An 18,251-nucleotide genomic window follows, 5' to 3' on the forward strand; every position below is an offset into this window, starting at 1 on the left:
AAAAACGTAGCAGCGAGCTGTGCGGGCGGTCGAGCGAATTTCTTGGCTAGTTGGCCTGCACCGCTGCGCGGATGATCTGGGCGGTCGCTTCCAGGTTGGGATCGCGACGAACCATGAATCCCTTTGCGAAGGCAAGTTTGTCGCCTCCGCGTCGCGGCACCACGTGTAGGTGCGCGTGCATGACCGTCTGGAATGCGACGCGGCCGTCGTTGAGCACCAGGTTGGTGCCATCGCTCTGCAGCTCCGAATCGCGCATGGCGTTGGCGATGCGCTGGGCCACCGTCATGATGGCGGCGGCGTCATCGGGCTTCAGATCCGTGAGGTCCTGTGCGTGGGCCTTCGGGATCACCAGGGTGTGTCCGCGGGTGATGGGGCGGATATCGAGGAAGGCGAGCGTCGTCTCGTCCTCGTACACACGGAATGATGGCGACTCGCCGGCGACAATGGCGCAGAAGACACACGACATGAGCACACCGTAGCGGGTCGGCAGATCAATTCACTTCTGTCACAGCTGTTTCAGGGCATGGCTGGGTGCCGATGGGCGGGATTAGCGTCCGAACATGTATTCGATTGGGGTGTTGGGGGCTGCGGTTGATGCCTTCTGTGCTGATGCGATCGATGCGTTGAGCGCTTCCGAGGCGTTGGCGGTGTTGGCCCGGTCAGAGTGGTGCAGCGTCGGCTTTGCGCTGCTGGGCTGGGGTTGGCGCCCGCGGTGATCACCCAAGCCTCGCCGGTTGAACTCGGTGGTACCTCGCATGCCGATGTTTTGTCTGGGCGGTTGCATGTCAGTAAGGGGGCGGCGCCGGATCGCTGATGCTGATCGGTTGGCAACCCGACGGGCGGTGACCGGTGAGGTGTTGGCGCCCGTGTTGCCCCGCACCGCTGCGGCCTTTCAGCGGGGTGAGATCGGGGGCGAGCACGTGCGGATCGTGCGGCAGCCCCCGTTGCCCAGGCTGCCGGGACGCCCGCCCCCGATCACGAAAGCCACCAACAGGCCCGCGCCGAGTGCGTCGCCGCTCGACGCAAGTAAGCCGCCGCGCTCGCCGACCCGCACGCCATGGGCGAGGCATTGGCCGCCTGGCTAGCCGTCGTCTGACGCTAGTAGGGGCCATTGGCTCTCCCATCCCTTGTACTGCCGTGGTTCCTCCTGTCACCAGGTGGTGCGATTTGTCGGCGGGAGTCGGTATTGGGGTGTTGGAGGCGGCCTTGATGCCTTCTGTGACCGGGCGCGCATCCGTGGTTTAGCTGTGCGCCACCTCACTCCCGGACGTAATTTTCCGGTGCTCGGCGCGCTCACAGACGACTTCGGCGCCATAATCCTATTGCGGGAGTGTCCCATTCGGGCGGTGGGCCAAGTCCGCCTGACCGTCGCGCGTCTGATCGCGCCTGGATAATCAACTTATAGATGACAGACTTCGTCTACCAGTTGCGAACCCTATCGCCCAGTCTTATCGTTTCTGCTATCAGGTTCACGGCGAGTGATCGCCAAGTGCCAACGTTGTCACCTGATCGAAGTTCGAATCTATCGCCAACTGGCAGAGCCATTTTCGGCTCGCCTTGAGCGAACCAGACGGCAAAGATGAAAGGCACTCTGATACCCATGAGCAATCTGCTTAGCTACGACCAGGTTCACACCATTGTGCGTGAGGAATTGGCCGAGGTGCTCGGCATCGAGACCGAGGAAGTCACGACGGCGCCGATGGCTGACCAGGGCGTAGAGTCACTCGACATCGTAGAACTCCGGCGCAATCTGGAGTCGAAGTTCCGCGTTACCTTCCCGCGCAGCAATGTTCTCAGCGCTCTCGCTGATGAGCTTGGAGGCAAGGACCGCGTCTACGACGCAGAAGGTCGGATCACCAAACTGGCTGAAGGCGCGTTGTATCAATCGGCGTTCGGCTACACGGGCGACGACTTCCAGGCCGGTGCTTGGCCGCACGAGGTTTCGGGGGCGACAACGACCGCCCATTGGGCGTCGATTGCGCATCGCCTCCTCAACCCTTCGGCTGGTCCGGTCACCGGCGATGAACTTCTGGTCGCCGATGTGCGGGAAGCACTTACTCAGGCCAATTCGGCTGTCGCATAGCGCCTTTAGCTAAAGCATCTTCGCAGATGGAGCTACAGAAACAGTCACCTGATGACGACGATGTAGTCATCACAGGGATTGGACTTGTCGCGGGTACGGTTACCGATCCCGAGGAGCTATTTTGGCAGTTGAACGACGGTGCCTCCTTCATCCGGCAGCACCAGGACCATCGCGATGCTGAGTTGCCCGCGTCGGTTTCCGGGCACGTAGATGAGGAAACCGTGCGCAAGCTGGCGAGTGCCTTGCCGGAGCAGGCGGCTCGGGTTGGTGCAGCTGGTGTAATCGGATGGCATGCGGCAGTGGAGGCTTGGAAGCGCAGTGGCCTGCCTAACCTTGCGGGCAGCGACCGGGTCGGTGTGTTTGCCGCGTGCAACAAGCTCGCGTTCGCGCCGGACACACTCGCGGATCTGTCTCGGCTCTATGACCGGCAAGCCGGCACGTTCGACCTCGACGCCTACCTGGACCATCGCGAGGCCGTATCGGATCTTCCGGATGATCTTCTGCAGTTTCTTCCGGATACGCTGACCGCCTCTCTGGCCGAGTATTTCGGCCTCGGTGGACCACTGGTGACTCATGCGGAGGCGTGTGCTGCGGGCGGTGTGGCGATCGGCAGCGGCTACCGGCATATTCGCTCCGGCGAATTGGATGTGGCGCTGGTCGGTGGCGCAGAGCGACTGACTACCTACAGCATCGTCACGGCTTTCGCTGCGCTCGGCGCGCTCGCCCCCACTGGTGACAAACCAAGCGCCGAGATAAGCAGGCCATTCGATAAGGCTCGCAACGGTTTCGTCATCGCCGACGGCGCCGCATTCCTTGTGCTGGAACGACGCTCGCACGCCGAAGCGCGTGGTGCACAGGCGCTGGCAAGAGTCGCCGGCTACACGGGCACCGCCGAAGCAGTACGGATAACCTCAAGCGAGCGGGACGGTGCGACATACGCGGCATGTATGCGTGCCGCGATCGCTGATGCCGGTCTGAGTCCGTCAGACATACATCATGTGAACGCTCACGGGACGGGTACGCAAGCCAACGACGAGTGCGAAGCTGCAGCTCTGCACTTGGTGTTCGGTGCCGACGCAGCCTCAATTCCGTTGACCAGCACCAAGTCCTCGCTCGGTCATGGATTTGCGGCAAGCGGCGCGATCGAAGCCGTGCTGTCTGCGATGAGCTTGCGTGAACAGGTTATTCCGCCCACGCTGAATTTCAGTGAGCCGGACGATGTCACCAAAGGGCTCGACGTAGTCACCAAGGCCCGGCACTGTGAATTCGACACCGTGCTCTCCAACTCCTTCGGCTTTGGCGGCATGAACTGCACACTAATCCTGGCAAAGGAAGCGTGACACTCGATGAATCAGCGGTTGGCGGTAGGACTGTGTAATCCAGGCTTGTATTCCGCAACCGGGCTCGGCGTGGAGGCCGTATGGGAAGCACTGCGAATAGGAAAAAAGAGCACTGTCCCAAACGAATTCATGTTCGGACCGTGGTCCGAGATTCCTGAAGTCTTCGCCGTTCCCGATCCAGATGCATCCACGCTTGGTATCCACCGAAAAGCACTGCGCACGACGGTGAAACAAACTCGCTTGGCGATGTATGGGGCCCAACTGTCACTGAAGGGCATCTCGGATGTTGGCCGCCCTGAGTGGGGCGCCTATCTCGGCCTACCTATGGTTCTCAGTCCGCTACTGCCGCAATGTGATACGCCTGACCTTGGCGAGGTGGCGCAAGACCCCGAGAAGATCGCCGAGCTGTATCTTCGAGATATTCCACCGTTCTTCGCGCTAACAGATTCGAACAACACGGTGGCTGGCCATATCGCAATCCTGTTTGGGTTGACCGGCCCCACGTCGGTGTATTCGCCCTTCTCCGACGCAGGCATGCAGGCGCTGATCGAAGGTGCACTCGCAGTTGCGGAAGGCGACTGTGAGACTGCGTTGGTCGGCGCGGTAAGCCCGTCTATATCCCCTTGGTTGGCATTGCAATACGACGATCTGGACTGGAACGGAGCGATCCCCGGCGAAGCGGCGGCATTCTTTAGCGTCGGGCAGTCCAGCGATGTTGTACTTACGGGCTACAGCCGCGGGTTCGCTACCAGTCAGAATCGCCCCGAGGTGCTTGCGGAGACGCTGCGAAATGCGTTGCGCATGGCCGAATTATCGGTTGAGGACGTGGGCTGGATACTGGCCGACAGCCCATGGACAGACGAGGTGGCTCACGCTCAGCATGCCGCGATTAGTGGCGTGTTCAACGATCAGGCGCCGGTGTTCTCCGCGGAGCAGGCTATCGGAGTTACCGGACCGGCACAGCCCTTGGTGCACGTGTTGTTGGCCCGGCACGGACTGCTTCGCGGGTTGCGGCTGCTCCCGGCGAACGGAAACGGCGACGATGCCGTGGCCGAAGAATCACTGTCGAACAATCAGGCGGTTGTGGTGCTCAGTTGCGGTGTCCAAGGACAGGTTTGCGCTGTCGTAGTGGAGAAGGTGGCGCGATGAGCGATGTGAACCGGCCCCGGCACGGCAATCGTGTATTGGTGACGGGCCTTGGCGTGGTCTGTGGCCTTGGCATGAACTGGCAGTCCATGTGGGATGGATTGGTAAACGGGCGTTCGGCAATACAGGCATGGTCGCCGCCCGATGTTCCGAACTTCCCCGTCGGCTATGCGGCACCGGTAGACGACCAAGCGTTTACCGCGTTGTTTCCCGATTTCGGTGCGCCGATGGAGAGGCGCACCCGGTTTGGCCTCGCGGCCGCGCAGCAAGCACTGGAGGACGCCGGTGTGACGAACGCTGAGGCACTGGGCCGCGTCGGTGTTTCGATCGCCTCGGAGATGCCAGAACGTGAATCGGGAGAGTTGTTGAGTGCGTATGTCGATGGCGTCGTGGACTGGAAACGCGTACACGAACAACAGATCGGCCTTGACCGGTCGCACGCGCCGTTGGCCACCGGCGATGCCTTGGCGACCGAAATCGCCACGCGCTCTGGCCTAGCTGGTCCCACGCTGAACCTCAATACGGCGTGCGCCGGAGCAACACACGCACTCGGGCACGGCTTCCGGATGATCCGGCGCGGGGAAACGGATGCCGTTATCGCCGGGGGAGCGGTTAGCCCACTGAATCTGCCGATAATGACGAGTCTGTACCTGCTCGGCGCCCCATCAACATCAAAACTCTACGGCGACCGGCTATGTCGGGCGTTTGACCGCGACCGCAGTGGGATGGTCACCGCCGAGGGGGCAGCAATGGTGCTCTTGGAGAGCGAGTCGTCGGCACTGGCGCGCGGTGCGCACGTGTACGGCGAGGTGGCGGGGTTCGGCAGCTCGCTGGACGCATATCAGGTCACCGCACCGCACCCGCAAGGAGGCGGGTCGGTTTTGGCGATGCAGCGTGCCCTCGCCGATGCTGGAGTCGCCCCGTCCGAGGTGGGTTATGTAAGTGCACACGGTACATCCACTCCGCTGAGCGACGCGGCCGAGACGGCGGCGATCAAGGAAGTGTTCCGCTCCGGTGAGCATTACCGCTCGCTCATGGTCAGCTCTATCAAGACGATGCTGGGCCACATGCTCGCCGCGGCGGGCGCCCAGCAGCTGATATCGACGGTGCTGTCGCTGCGCGACGGAATCATCCCGCCGACGCTCAACCTGGAGAACCCCGACCCGGCCTGTGACCTTGATTATGTGCCGGGTCAGGCCCGCAAGGCCGATGTCGAGGTGGCAATCAACAACTCGCTCGGGTTCGGTGGGCTCAACGCTGCTCTGGTGGTACGCCGTTATGACAACTGAACATTCAGATCAATCAATAGTCGTGACGGGAACCGGCGTGGTACTGCCGACGGGTCGTCACATCACGCCCCTGTGGGATGCCTGGACTGACGGAAAACCGGCTATTTCGCCGTACCTCGATCCGCTGGTCTCCACGCGCCGGATCACGCATTTCGGCCATGTACCGGCCGAGGTCGTGGAGCAAAGCCGGGAAGCGGTGCCACACAGACAGCGGAAGTACGGCACCCCGTACACCTTCAACGCGGTATTGGCAGCTCAAGATGCGATCACCGAGGCTGGACCAGGCTGGGCGACCATCGATGATCATCGACGCGGACTATTTGTCGCACAAGACAATTCCACTACACCTAGCATCGGAACCTTCGCGCGAGGACTGACACAACTGGGTGAGGGCCGCGAAATCGATTTCGGCGCAGTGACAAACGAGCTACTCATGAACGGAGGGCTTGATCCGTTCACCATCATTCATGCCCTTAACAACAACACGCTCGCGCTGGTAAGCATCGTCCATGAGCTCCGCGGGGATTGCGCAGCGCTGGTCCAGGGCGAATCTGCGGCAGTCACCGCGCTGCAACGAGCCAAGTTCAGTCTGCGTAACGGGCATTGCGATATCGCGTTGGTGGTGGGTGCAGGCAGCTACAACGAACCACTCACGCTGGCCGGGCATTACCGCCTGGGCCATCTCAGTAAAGACGCTGGCGGCGACGGCCAGCTGCGGAGTTTCGATAGTGCGCAAGACGGAACGATCCTGAGTGAGGGCGCGGTAGCGCTGGTGTTGGAACGCTCGCGAGACGCGACCGCGCGCGGTGCCACACCGCTGGTCGAATTATGTGACACGGTTGTCGTTTCGGGCAGCCGCGGCGCCGGGCCTGCACACGTCGCTGGCCGTTATGAAGGCATGCTGCACCAGAACGGGATTGGCACAGAGCAACTCGGTGCGGTGCTGGCCGACGGCAAGGCGGCCCCCGGCTACGACACCACCGAGATCGAACTGCTCACCACCTTGTTCAAGGGCAGTGGCATACCCGTATCGACCGTTCGGCCGATAACCGGTACACCAGGTGCGGCCGGCCCGCTGGTCGATCTGGCACTCGCTGGGCAAATTTTCACCGAAAATACTCTGCCGGCAATCGCCCATCTCGGAGATCCGCTGTCTGATCAGCTCGAGTTCGTACGGGGCGGACCCCGAAAGCAGCGGATCGACTCAGTTCTGGGCACCTATACCAACTTCAACGGAATCTCCAGTGCGGTACTGGCCAAACGTCCAGACACAGCGGGCGCGGCGTGAACATCAGGACCACTTGAGCATCACAAACAGGGAGAAACGTGTCTTTGAGCGGCAAAGAGTTTGAAGGTCAGGTTGCACTTGTCACCGGGGCCTCACGCGGAATCGGACGTTCCATCGCATTGGCGCTTGCCGAACATGGGGCGGATATCGCAGTGCACTACGGAAACTCGAAACCGGCAGCAGAAGAGGTCGCCGAAAAAATATCCGCGTTGGGTAGAAGGGTCCTCCTCTGCCAGGGCGACATAGCCGATCCGGCAGTACCCGAGCTGCTAGCGGATACCGTGCACGCCGAATTCGGCCGGATCGACGTCCTTGTGAACAACGCGGGCACCCACGGAGCCGGACTGCTCCTTGACATCGCCCCGGATTATCTCGAGGAGACGGTGGCGACCAACCTCCTGGGCCCCATCCGGATGACGAAAGCTGTCGTCGCGCACATGCTGGGCCAGCGATACGGACGAATCATCAATATTTCATCCGTGGCCGCCGGCAAGCCCGATAGCGGCCAATCTAGTTATGCCGCAACCAAAGGTGGCTTGGAGTCGTTCACCAAAGCCATAGCCGTTGAGTTCGCGTCGCGAAACATCATCTCGAACGCGGTGGCGCCAGGTGTCATCTACACCGACATGGCGGAGATTACGCGTACTCATGTCCCTGCCACCTTCGAACGCTTGAAGGCCCAGATACTGGCCAAAGACTTTGCAAAGCCGGAAGTAGTTGCCAACGCCGTCTTGTACCTCGCGAGCCCCCACAACACCTACATCACGGGCGAGGTTCTGCATATCGACGGCGGATACAAGATGAAATAGCGATCAAAGCCGAAGAGCGCGAACGCATCACAATTTCTCACACAGCATCCGCTGGGTTTCATCACAGACGGACGCCTCGACAGACTAAGGAGGACAGGTGCGCAGGACCGATGAGTTACTGCCTGGCAATCCTTGGCTGCGCAGGCTCCGCGACGGGAGCGGTGCGACGCGGGTGATCTGTTTCCCCCATGCAGGCGGTTCCGCCAGTTACTTCAGGCGTTTGGCGAAGATGCTGCCCGTCGACACCGAAGTGCTCGCCGTGCAATACCCGGGACGGGGAAATAGATTGCGCGAGCGGCCGATAGAGTCAGTGCCCCTGCTCGCAGAAGGCATCGCATCGGCCCTACCCGCTAGCGATAAGCAAGACGTACTGTTCGGTCACAGCCTCGGTGGCCATATAGCGTTCGAGGTGGCGCAGAGGCTGCCTGTTCGCAAACTTGTGGTGTCCGGGATAGTGGCACCGTCCAAGGTGGTCGATCTCGGTTATCGCCTACTCAACGAGGCCGAAGGAATCGAAAGAATAGCGGCTCTGGGTGGCCTGCCGCCCGAGATCCTCAACGACCCCTCGGCCCTCAGCGCTCTTTTACCGGTGCTGCGAAGCGATTTCACGGCCGGCGAGACATACACCCCACCGCCCGACGCGACCGTCGGTTGCGATATCACCGCGCTCATCGGTGACCACGACGTCTTGGCCCCACAGGAGCGGGTGAGTTCGTGGCGCGAACACACACGTGGCAATTTCGATCTGCAGGTATTCCGCGGCGGCGGGCATTTCTACTTGGAAGACCACATCGACGAAGTAAGCGCCTGCCTCGTTCGGGCGTTCAACGTCAGCCCAATCATTTAGGCGACGATGCTAAAAGCTACTGCCGGAGAATTTCTGACCCCACTGGGAAAGCGAGGAAATGTGTACAACTACATCGTCACGTCCCCCGGGCAAGGTGTGCAGAAGCCGGGCATGCTCGATCCTTGGCTAACCCTGTCCGCTGCGCGCGATCGCATCGCTATCTGGTCTGACGCGGTCAAGTTCGACTTGGTGACCGCCAGCAGAGATGAGAACTCTTTGCGGGATACCGCCGTCGCTCAGCCTGTCATCATCGCGGCGGCGCTGCTGTCACTGAGCTTGCTGCGCGAGAAAGTCGATATCTCCGGAGACAGCGCGCTGTTCGCCGGCCACTCGGTGGGCGAGCTCGCTGCTGGGGTGGGCGCGGGCTATCTGACTGATGAGGCCGCCCTGACGTTGGCCGGCGTGAGGGGCGGTGCGATGTCATCGGCATGCGCCCTCGCCGCTACCGGTATGGCCGCGGTGATGCCGACGAAAAGGGGCGGCGCGTCAGATGACGAGATTGTGGCGAAGACGCATGAACATGGCCTCTCAACGGCCAACCGTAATGGCTGCAACCAGTTCGTCGTCGCCGGACCCCTCGACGCTGTCGAGCATTTTGCGGATGCGCCACCCGAGGGCATGCGCGTCATGAAACTGGATGTGGCGGGCGCCTTTCACACATCGGCGATGGATTCCGCGATATCACCGTTTGCGGACGCAGTGAATAGCTGTCCGGTTTCGGCTCCGTCATCTCCCATGATCGGCAATAGCGACGGAGCGATCATCGCAGGTCCATCGGACTTCAAGAAGCGGTTGATCGCCCAGATCAACTCGGTGGTCCGTTGGGACCTCTGCGCTGCCGCGATCGCCGCGGCAGGAACCGCCGACACCCTGTTCATCGAACTAGCACCGAGCGGACCGTTGACCCGTCTGGCGGAACGTTTGGACGCAAAATTTCAGACTGTCGCCATCCGCGAGCCAGGGGACGTGGAGCTGCTTTCCGGCGAGTTTGCGATTGATTAGCCAAGTTCCGTGCGAACACTATGCGTAACAGGGCGAATAGCCAAGAAAGGAGGCAACGTGACAGACACGCGACCGCATCAGGACACGGTGGACGCGCCTGGCGAGCCAATTCGTCCACTTAGCCGCCTGGAGACATACTTCACTTTTGGGTTTGGTCATTTCGGCGGTCAGTCAATGCTTATCTCGGGGGATTTAAATATCGAGGCGCTGAATGACACTTGTATTGAGATGCAGCTCCGCCACGAATCCCTGCGAAGCATCATCCGTAAGAATGATCAAGTCCCCGAGTTTGTGGCGACGCACCAACCGCCCAAATCGATCCGCGTATTCGAGGGAGAAGACCTTGAGACCCGGTCCACTGGGCGTGAGGCCGTATTCGATCAGACGCAGCAGCTTTTCTATGTCGATCTGCTTCTCGGGGACGGCCAGGCCCGCATAACGTTCTTCGTCCACCACTCAATCGCGGACGGCCGTCACGGATCTGCGATCCTCATCGAGTTTTGGAGCCTTTACGTTCAGCGCATCGAGGAAGGGCAGTTCCCGCCGATCCTCACCCAAAAATTCCCACAGTCGGGGGAGTACTTCCTGAACCGCACTCAGTATCCGGGCGCGGATCCGAGCGTGAAGGCGGATGAAGTATTACGTGTGCCGCTGTGGGATGAGGCCGCGCTTGCCCAGAAACTCCCACCCCCTCGGGAGCCCGCGCTCGCCAAACAGATGACGTTGGAAAAACTCGGCAGAGCAAGCCTCGCCCGCCTCGGCAATATCGAAAGCATCTCGATCAACGCGCTTGTATCCGCAGCTCTGATTCGTGCGCATGTTCGCGCTGGCGACCCAGTCCCACTGTATTTCTATCCGGTAGATCTTCGCGACTGTGTGGCGCCTCCGGTTGCCCCCACCGAAGCGACCAACTTGCTCTCCAACGCATGGTTCGGCGATGTTGAGATCGGGCCGGATCTCGTCACACTCGCCAGAAAGATACATGTCCAATTCGACAGGGACTTAGCGGACGGCACAATTCACCGAACGCGAGTTAGAAATGAACCAACGAAGCTTCTCGCTGATAAGTCTTTTGGTGGCGCAATTCATGCCACTCAGCTAGGTCGAATTCGTGTTCCCCGCCTACCGGGGAATCTGGTAGTAGACGACATCACATCCAGTCATGCATCGGCATTGGGGTCAGCTATTTATACGTTCTTGTACGGTCGGGAAGTTTCGGTGTACACGATTGACTCGCTGAATCAACGACTGCGGGTGGGTTTCCTAGCCGGAAGTTACGAAAAGAGCGATGAGCTTCTTGCGTACATCGAAGACGAACTGACCGCGGCGATAGACGCTCGCATCTGATGGCGTTCCCTCGAGGGCTCGGTGCGTTCGGGCGCAAGGTCATCCGACACGGCTGGTTGGTCGTGGTGATAGCGGTCGTGGTCTCGCTTGCGTCCGTATCCGTGGTGAAGGTGCGCGCGCTATCTGCCCCGTCGGGGCCGGTGGTGAGTCCGAAGGGTGCACCGAAGCTCCCGTCGTTCGCTCCCAAGCATGTGGTCTACATGGTGTTCGGGGAATCCGCGGGCACAGGGACGCTCACTTACCTAGACGTCGACAGCAGACCACACCGTGTCGACTTCACGACGTTGCCTTGGACGCACGAAGAAGTGACGACCCGCACGTCGATGTTGGCCAATCTCATGGCGCAGTCGACGGGGGATCAACTCGGTTGCAGGATCATCGTCAACGGCGAGGTTCGCGACGAACAGGTCCAGAGTCGCGAGCAGGGATCGGTCGCATGCAAGGTGAAGTCGGCATGACCACCGCACGAGACGACGTGACACGTGGGTAACAAGCATGTGGGGCCGGACCGCGGCGAAAGGCGCCCTTTCATCGCGCACGCTGTTCGGGTGCTCGCGATCCCGATCGTCCTCTTCTGGGTCGGCGCTGCCGTTGCGGCTAGCTTGTTAGTCCCCAAGCTCGACGGCGTGACAAAGCAACACGCAGGGCCGATGGTTCCCCTGGATGCGCCTTCGCAGCGCGCAATGCTGCACATTGGCGAGAAGTTTCAAGAATCGACTTCCACGAGCCTCGCCTACATCCTGCTGGAGACCGAGGGCCGAATACTGGGGGATGCCGACCACAAGTACTACGACGAGTTGATCCGTTTGCTCGACGCGGACAAGCAGCATGTTCAGTTCATCATGAACATGTGGGGTAAGCCGATCACGGCCGCGGGCAGTCAGAGCCCCGACAACAAGGCCGCCTACGTGATGCTGCGTTTGGTCGGCGATATCGGCGAGGCCGCCGCCAACGAGTCCACCATCGCACTACGCAAGACGGTGCAAAATACCCTTGAGCGAACCCCGCCCCCACCCGGACTCAAGGTGTACGTCTCCGGGGCGGCGCCGCTGTCTGCGGACCTGCTTGACGCCGGCGACAAAAGCATGAAGCGGGTGCTGCTTTTTACGATTGCCGTCATCATCATCATGCTTGTCCTGGTTTACCGGTCCATTTCGTGCGTGATATTGATATTACTCACCGTCGCCTTCGAATTCACGGTGTCTAACGGCATTGTTTCCTTTTTCGTGGTTCACAACGTCATCGGCATTTCGACATTCGCGACCAGCATGGTCGAGTCACTTATCATTGCAGCCGGAACAGATTACGGGATATTTCTGCTCGGCAGATATCACGAGGCACGTAATGCGGGCGAGGATCGGGACCGCGCGTTTTACACAACGTTTCACGGAGTGTCGCACGTCATTTTGGGGTCGGGGCTCACCATTGCGGGGGCGTGCCTCTGCCTTGGTTTTGCGCGGCTTGGCTACTTCAATACGATGGGGCCGGCCTGCGCCATCGCCATGTTGGTCACGGTCGCAGCGGCGTTGACGCTCGGCCCGGCTCTGCTCGCAATCGCAAGTAAATTTGGCCTTCTCGACCCGAGACCGACCCGACAGTCCCGGGGATGGCGCAGGGTAGGCACGATCGTCGTGCGCTGGCCAAAGCCAGTCCTCGTTGCCTCAAGTGCAGCAGTATTGGTGGGGGCCGTCTTTCTACCGTCCTACCGAGTGAGCTATAACGAGCGGGCCTTCCAGCCGGTGAACACGCCAGCCAACGCCGGATTCATGGCCTCGGACCGACATTTTGCGGGCGGGAAACTGAACTCGGAAATGCTCTTGATCGAGTCCGACCACGATATGCGAAACCCTGCCGATTTCATCTCACTCGATCATATCGCCAAGACCATCTTCCACACTCCGGGGATTGCCCAAGTTCAAGGCATCACCCGGCCGGAGGGCCGTCCGATGGAGCGCGCGTCAATCGCCAACATACTGGCGGGACAAGGTAGTAGCAGTGGTCAACAGCTGCCATTTACCGAGAACCAAGTAGCAGATTTAGATAACCAAGTGGCCGTCATGGATCACACCATCTCGATCATGCAGACAGTTATTGGGCTCATGGATCAAATGACGCAACTCACCCATGACATGGTGGGGACAATGGAGGAGATGAAGGCACTCGCTGACCAGGTGGAAATAAACATCAGCGCCGTCGACGATTTCCTCAGACCTATTAAGAACTACTACTACTGGGAACCACACTGCGCGGACATCCCCATTTGCTGGATGGGGCGGTCGATGTTCGAGTCGATGGACAGCATCGACGGGATGACGGCACTGACAGCGGAGGCGCTGGCCTCCATGCAGGTCATGGACCAGCTGCTGCCCCGCATGCTTACGCAGACACGCATGGCATTAAGTGACATGACCATCATGCGCGGGATGATGGTCAAGTCACGCGGCACCCAGGCGCTGAACACCTACACCGCGGCCGACGACGCAAACGACATGATCGATATCGGTCAGGATTTTGACGATTCTCGTAATGACGACCTCTTCTATGCGCCGAAATATATCTTCAGCAACACCGACTTCCAGGTCGCTCTCCGGTTTCTTGTTTCGCCGGACGGTACGGCGGCGAGGTTCATCATCAACCATGACGGTGAGGCCCTGAGCCCCGAGGGGGTAGCCCATGTTAATGCCATCGAAAAGGCCGCGTATGAGGGGCTGAAAGGCACATCTCTCGCCGGGGCGAAGATCTACCTCGGGGGCTCGGCCTCGAATTATCGAGACATCGAACAATTTGTAAAGTCCGATCTGCTGATCGCGGCTATCGCCTCGTTCACTTTGATCTTCGTCATAATGCTGATCATCACGAGGAGCGTAATTGCCGCGTGCACCATTATCGGCACCGTAGCCTTCTCCTTCTCGGGAGCTTTTGGATTGGGCGTATTGATTTGGCAGCACATAGTTGGCTTGAACCTGCACTGGATGGTCCTGCCTCTTGCCTTTATCCTCTTGGTCGCGGTGGGTTCGGATTATAATCTGCTGCTAATCGCACGCATGAAGGAAGAATTGCACGGCGGAATCCAGACTGGGATCATACGGTCGGTCGGGTCAACCGGTGGTGTTGTGACAGCCGCCGGTTTGGTATTCGCATTCACCATGCTGTCCATGGTGCCGAACGATCTACGCGCCATCTCGCAAGTGGGCTCGATTATCTGTGTAGGCCTTTTGCTTGACACCCTGATTGTGCGCTCGTTCATCGTCCCAGCTATCGCCAGGATTTTGGGCCCATGGTTCTGGTGGCCGCGGATCGTGCGTTGGCGCCCGCCGGCGGGTACGTCCGGCACCACCCTCGCGAATGCCCGGAATGGAACATGATGGCGATGTCTACCGCTGAATCGCAGCAGGACGGCGCCGCAGGCAGGATCCGTGCCAAGTCCCGAGAGTTTCGCGTCGCGGCAGTTGGCCTGCTCCTGGCCTCGATGATTGGACCTGCGCAGCTATATTGCATCCAGGGAATTCTGCCGCAGGTCGCGGAGGGGCTGCAGATCTCTGCGGGCGACAGCCAACTTATTTTCTTGGCGGCATTTGCCGGTTTTGCGCTGGGATTGATCCCCATCAGCCTGTTGTCCGAACGCTATGGCAGGCGGAGCATACTGCTGGCGTCGTCAACGCTTGGAACGTTGATATACCTGCTTCTGGTGTTCTGCCACAACCTCACTGAAATCGTCTTGTTGAGAGGGCTTCAGGGAGTCCTGCTGGCCGGTGTTTCTGCCATTGTTATGGCATACATAGGGGAAGAGTTCGAACCCCAGGCCGTTACCCCTGCGATGGGGATATACGCGGCAGGAAACGCCCTCGGGTCACTCTTGGGCCAAATGTTGCCGGCCTGGATTGTTGGGGGCACGGGTTCATGGCGGTTGGCACTCGGCGTGCTGGCCGTGCTACTGCTTGGAGTAATTGTTGTTTCCGCTATCACACTGCCGCGCTCGAACTTCTTCGTATCCAGCGATATTTCGTACGCCATGGAAGCCAGGCTCTTCCTCTCGCACCTTTCGAACCCTCGGTTGCTCGTAATATATCTGCTGATATTTTGCTTCATGGGGGCGATTATTTCGATATTCAATGCCTTGCCCTTCAGGGTCGAATCGCCACCATTCAATATATCGCCGAGTATGTACGGCACATTCTTTCTGGTTATTCTGGTGGGCGTTTTCACCGCGAAGACCTCGGGTACCGTAGCCGCGCGGATCGGAATCAGGAACACGCTACTTCTGGCTGTTGTCTTGATGCTGGCCGGAGTAGCGCTGCTAGCCGTTCCCGTGGTGTGGATCATTGTGCTTGGAGCAGCGCTTGTCACCGGGGGAGGGTTTGCGGGGTACACGTGCCTCACGAGCCTGTCGGCGACGATCGCGCATAAAGGTAGGGCGCAGGCGTCCTCGCTTTTTCTCGCGTCGAGCTTCAGTGGGAGCGCCGTGTTCGGGCTCGTCGGTAGCCGCGTGCTCACGGATGCGGGATGGGCTGGTCTGTTGATATACATCAGCGGATTGATGGGCCTCGGTTTCTTGCTGGCGCTCACTGTCCGCGACGCACCACCCGCCGATGCCGAAGGTAGGAAATCGTGATCAGGCCCATTGATGCTGTCTTGAAGTCTGTCCTCGATGCGAGCCCGGCGGTGCATCTTGATCGGCCGGCGGATTTGTCTCTGGCACGTGAGTCCCGCCGACATGCTGTCCGCGGTGAGGCGCCGTCGACCGCGGTTGGCCGTGTGAAGGACATCGTGATTCCGGCGACCGACGCACCCCCCATCGCGGCGCGCGTCTACTGGCCGCTGGGCTTCGAAGACGCCGGAGAGCTCCCACTTGCCGTCTACTACCACGGCGGCGGTTTTGCGCTGGGCAGCATCGATACTCACGACTGGGTGGCACGTTCGATATGCGCACATATCGAAGCGGTGGTGGTCTCCGTGGATTACCGCCTCGCGCCCGAAAATCCCTACCCTGCCGCTGTCGACGATGCATTCGTCGCACTCACTTGGGCGGCGGAGCATGCCACGGAATTGGGCGCGGACCCAGCCAGAATCGCGGTAGCCGGCGATTCTGCCGGGGGTAACCTCGCCACCGTAGCCGCCCAGCTGGCCAAAAGCCGCGGTGGTCCACATCTGAAGTTTCAACTGCTCTGGTACCCGGGCACCACCAGCGATCTCTCCTTGCCGTCGGTCATCGAGAATGCCGCCGGCCCGGTTCTCTCCCGCGACATGATGAGGATCTTCGGCCAGGCATATCTCGGTGAATTATCCGAAACCGCTGACCCGACAGCACTACCGTTCACCGTTGCGCCGGTCAACGGGGACCTCGAGGGTCTGCCCCCGGTGTACATCGCCACCGCGCAACACGACCCGCTTCGAGACGACGGCCGGATCTACGCGGCACTTCTCGCGGACGCGGGGGTAGCGGTCCAGCTCCGCAACGCGGACGCCCTGGTCCATGGCTATCTTGATTTCGCCAGGATTGTCCCGGCAGCGAAAGAGGAGTTCTTACTTTCCCTGGACGCCTGCAAGGCCGTGTTGTAGGCGTCTGCTTGCCCGGAAGCCCGGCCTTGAGGTCCCCCCACCGACCAGAGTTGGGCAAGGCCATCACTGGTGCGTATGAGCGACCGGACGCGCTCTATTCTCCTTTGCTGTAAGGCTTTTAGAATGCGTATCTTGGTCCGACGTTCAGTTCCCTACGGGGCAAACAATTTTCGTGGGTGCGCGGCGGGCGATAGTCCTTTGCCCACTCGTGGAATCGTCCTCGATGGGTACCCTCGGGGTGGTGTCAGACCTAGCAATCCAATTGTCCGAGTCCGGCCGGGATTGGCTGATCCACAAGCCGGTCGACATCGCGATCTACATCGTTTTGGCGCTGGTGGTGCGATACGTGTTTCACCGCGCAATCGATCGGCTGGTCCAGGGGGCGAAACGGACAGATCAGGCGGAGAGCCGCCGGCGGTGGTCGCTTTTCACGCGCCGCGCGTCGGAGGCGGCCGAAAACGAGGCTCTTGACGAGGCTGAGCGACGGCCCTCGACCGTGCGCACCCTGCGCGGACGTGCTCAGGACCCGGCCCGTGACGCACGAAGGCGTAGACGCCGGGCGCAGCGCGCGCAGACCTTGGGTTCCGTTCTCAAATCAGCAGTCTCGTTTCTGGTGCTCGTCTGGGTGATCCTGCAGTCGCTCGCGATCCTGGGGGTGAACGTGGCTCCCTTCATCGCATCCGCGGGGATCGTCGGCGTCGCACTCGGTTTTGGCGCGCAAAACCTGGTGCGAGACTTCATCACCGGAATATTCATGCTGTTCGAGGACCAGTACGGCGTCGGCGACGTGGTGGACGTCGGTGATGCGGTGGGCACCGTTGAAAGTGTTGGTCTGCGCATCACCACGGTGCGTGACCTGCACGGCACCCTCTGGTATGTGCGCAACGGGGCGATCGCCCGCGTAGGAAATTTCAGTCAGGACTATGCGGTGGCCTTCCTGCAGGTGCCCGTGTCCTACAGCGCCGATGTCGACCTGGCCTGCAAGGTGGCGCTCGAGGCCGCCGAGCGGGCAGTCGCCGACGATGCGTTGCGGCAGGACGTGCTCGGAGCTCCGGAGATGCAGGGTGTCGATGGAATCACCACCGACGCGATCAGTCTGCGATTGACGGTGGCCGTCCGGGCTAATGCGCAGTGGTCGGTGGAGCGGGAGTTGCGGCGTCGGATTCTCGTCGCGTTCGACGAGAACGGTATCCGTCCGCTCTATCTCGATGGATTACTGCGCGCGGATGCCGAGATCCTGGAGAAAGTGGACCGCTGACCGCCGCCGATGCGCAGTACGCTGGTGATATGGCTGGTAAGGAAATCGACAAGCAGCGGGCAAACGCCGCGCTGGCGGTGATCCGTCAGCACCCAGGTATGGCGCTGTTCTTGGCCGCCCCGGTGCTGGCCGTCATCGGCGCCGTGTGGTGGATCGCTGGTCTCGGATGGGCGCTGGTCCTCGCGGTGGTCATCCTGCTCGCAGGTGGTGCCGCGATCGTCATGCGCCGCGGCTGACGTAGCGTCCGCGTTCGCTCGTTGTTCGCTGTAGGCGAACGCCGCGA

Annotated in this window: 18 protein-coding genes; 17 read left to right on the forward strand and 1 reads right to left on the reverse strand. The window is 60.6% G+C overall.

Features of this window, described 5'->3' with window-relative positions; genetic code table 11:
- Positions 1–46 precede the first annotated feature (46 nt).
- The gene (locus tag BB28_RS06755; protein ID WP_046252941.1) at positions 47–466 is read right to left on the reverse strand and encodes an HIT family protein; all 420 of its coding nucleotides are present in this window, start codon (positions 464–466) and stop codon (positions 47–49) included.
- Positions 467–560: 94 nt separating this feature from the next.
- Between BB28_RS06755 and BB28_RS25785 the strand changes: the two genes are divergently transcribed.
- From BB28_RS25785 to BB28_RS06835, 17 genes are all read left to right on the forward strand, one after another.
- Positions 561–716 (forward strand): hypothetical protein, encoded by a 156-nt coding sequence (locus BB28_RS25785; RefSeq protein ID WP_165690398.1) that lies wholly within the window; start codon positions 561–563, stop codon positions 714–716.
- 66 nt (positions 717–782) lie between these two features.
- Positions 783–1,085: a DUF222 domain-containing protein gene (locus BB28_RS25790; protein WP_263854196.1), complete on the forward strand. Its 303-nt coding sequence runs from the start codon at positions 783–785 to the stop codon at positions 1,083–1,085.
- 494 nt (positions 1,086–1,579) lie between these two features.
- Complete coding sequence (locus BB28_RS06765; protein WP_046252943.1) at positions 1,580–2,083, forward strand: phosphopantetheine-binding protein; 504 nt, start codon at positions 1,580–1,582, stop codon at positions 2,081–2,083.
- A gap of 26 nt (positions 2,084–2,109) precedes the next feature.
- The gene (locus BB28_RS06770; RefSeq protein ID WP_046252944.1) at positions 2,110–3,423 is read left to right on the forward strand and encodes a beta-ketoacyl-[acyl-carrier-protein] synthase family protein; all 1,314 of its coding nucleotides are present in this window, start codon (positions 2,110–2,112) and stop codon (positions 3,421–3,423) included.
- A 6-nt stretch (positions 3,424–3,429) separates the two neighbouring features.
- Complete coding sequence (locus BB28_RS06775; protein ID WP_030094853.1) at positions 3,430–4,572, forward strand: beta-ketoacyl synthase N-terminal-like domain-containing protein; 1,143 nt, start codon at positions 3,430–3,432, stop codon at positions 4,570–4,572.
- Positions 4,569–5,858, forward strand: coding sequence for a beta-ketoacyl-[acyl-carrier-protein] synthase family protein (locus BB28_RS06780; RefSeq protein ID WP_046252945.1), 1,290 nt, complete (start codon positions 4,569–4,571; stop codon positions 5,856–5,858). The genes BB28_RS06775 and BB28_RS06780 overlap by 4 nt, the downstream gene beginning before the upstream one ends.
- 22 nt (positions 5,859–5,880) lie before the next feature.
- Entirely contained in the window at positions 5,881–7,146 is a 1,266-nt protein-coding gene (locus tag BB28_RS06785; protein WP_030094855.1) for a beta-ketoacyl synthase N-terminal-like domain-containing protein, read from the forward strand.
- Between the two features lie 38 nt (positions 7,147–7,184).
- Positions 7,185–7,955: an SDR family NAD(P)-dependent oxidoreductase gene (locus BB28_RS06790; RefSeq protein WP_030094856.1), complete on the forward strand. Its 771-nt coding sequence runs from the start codon at positions 7,185–7,187 to the stop codon at positions 7,953–7,955.
- 97 nt (positions 7,956–8,052) lie between these two features.
- Positions 8,053–8,802, forward strand: a complete 750-nt coding sequence (locus BB28_RS06795) for a thioesterase II family protein (RefSeq protein ID WP_046252946.1) — start codon at positions 8,053–8,055, stop codon at positions 8,800–8,802.
- 60 nt (positions 8,803–8,862) lie between these two features.
- Positions 8,863–9,804 carry an ACP S-malonyltransferase gene (locus tag BB28_RS06800; RefSeq protein ID WP_030094858.1) on the forward strand — a complete coding sequence of 314 codons (942 nt, stop codon included), beginning with the start codon at positions 8,863–8,865 and terminating at the stop codon, positions 9,802–9,804.
- A gap of 57 nt (positions 9,805–9,861) precedes the next feature.
- Positions 9,862–11,151: a phthiocerol/phthiodiolone dimycocerosyl transferase family protein gene (locus BB28_RS24455; RefSeq protein WP_075874216.1), complete on the forward strand. Its 1,290-nt coding sequence runs from the start codon at positions 9,862–9,864 to the stop codon at positions 11,149–11,151.
- Complete coding sequence (locus BB28_RS06810; protein ID WP_030094860.1) at positions 11,151–11,609, forward strand: MmpS family transport accessory protein; 459 nt, start codon at positions 11,151–11,153, stop codon at positions 11,607–11,609. Before BB28_RS24455 ends, BB28_RS06810 begins: the two co-directional genes overlap by 1 nt.
- 24 nt (positions 11,610–11,633) lie before the next feature.
- A complete protein-coding gene (locus tag BB28_RS06815) occupies positions 11,634–14,516 on the forward strand; it encodes an MMPL/RND family transporter (RefSeq protein ID WP_046252947.1) in 2,883 nt (960 codons plus the stop codon).
- A 5-nt stretch (positions 14,517–14,521) separates the two neighbouring features.
- A complete protein-coding gene (locus BB28_RS06820; protein ID WP_046255603.1) occupies positions 14,522–15,763 on the forward strand; it encodes an MFS transporter in 1,242 nt (413 codons plus the stop codon).
- The gene (locus BB28_RS06825) at positions 15,760–16,710 is read left to right on the forward strand and encodes an alpha/beta hydrolase (RefSeq protein ID WP_109550624.1); all 951 of its coding nucleotides are present in this window, start codon (positions 15,760–15,762) and stop codon (positions 16,708–16,710) included. The genes BB28_RS06820 and BB28_RS06825 overlap by 4 nt, the downstream gene beginning before the upstream one ends.
- Positions 16,711–16,933: 223 nt before the next feature.
- On the forward strand, positions 16,934–17,968 hold the full coding sequence (locus tag BB28_RS06830; RefSeq protein WP_046252948.1) for a mechanosensitive ion channel family protein: 1,035 nt from the start codon (positions 16,934–16,936) through the stop codon (positions 17,966–17,968).
- Positions 17,969–17,997: 29 nt separating this feature from the next.
- A complete protein-coding gene (locus BB28_RS06835; RefSeq protein ID WP_046252949.1) occupies positions 17,998–18,204 on the forward strand; it encodes a hypothetical protein in 207 nt (68 codons plus the stop codon).
- Positions 18,205–18,251 lie beyond the last annotated feature (47 nt).

The organism is Mycobacteroides chelonae CCUG 47445 (genome assembly GCF_001632805.1).
Lineage (GTDB): Bacteria > Actinomycetota > Actinomycetes > Mycobacteriales > Mycobacteriaceae > Mycobacterium > Mycobacterium chelonae.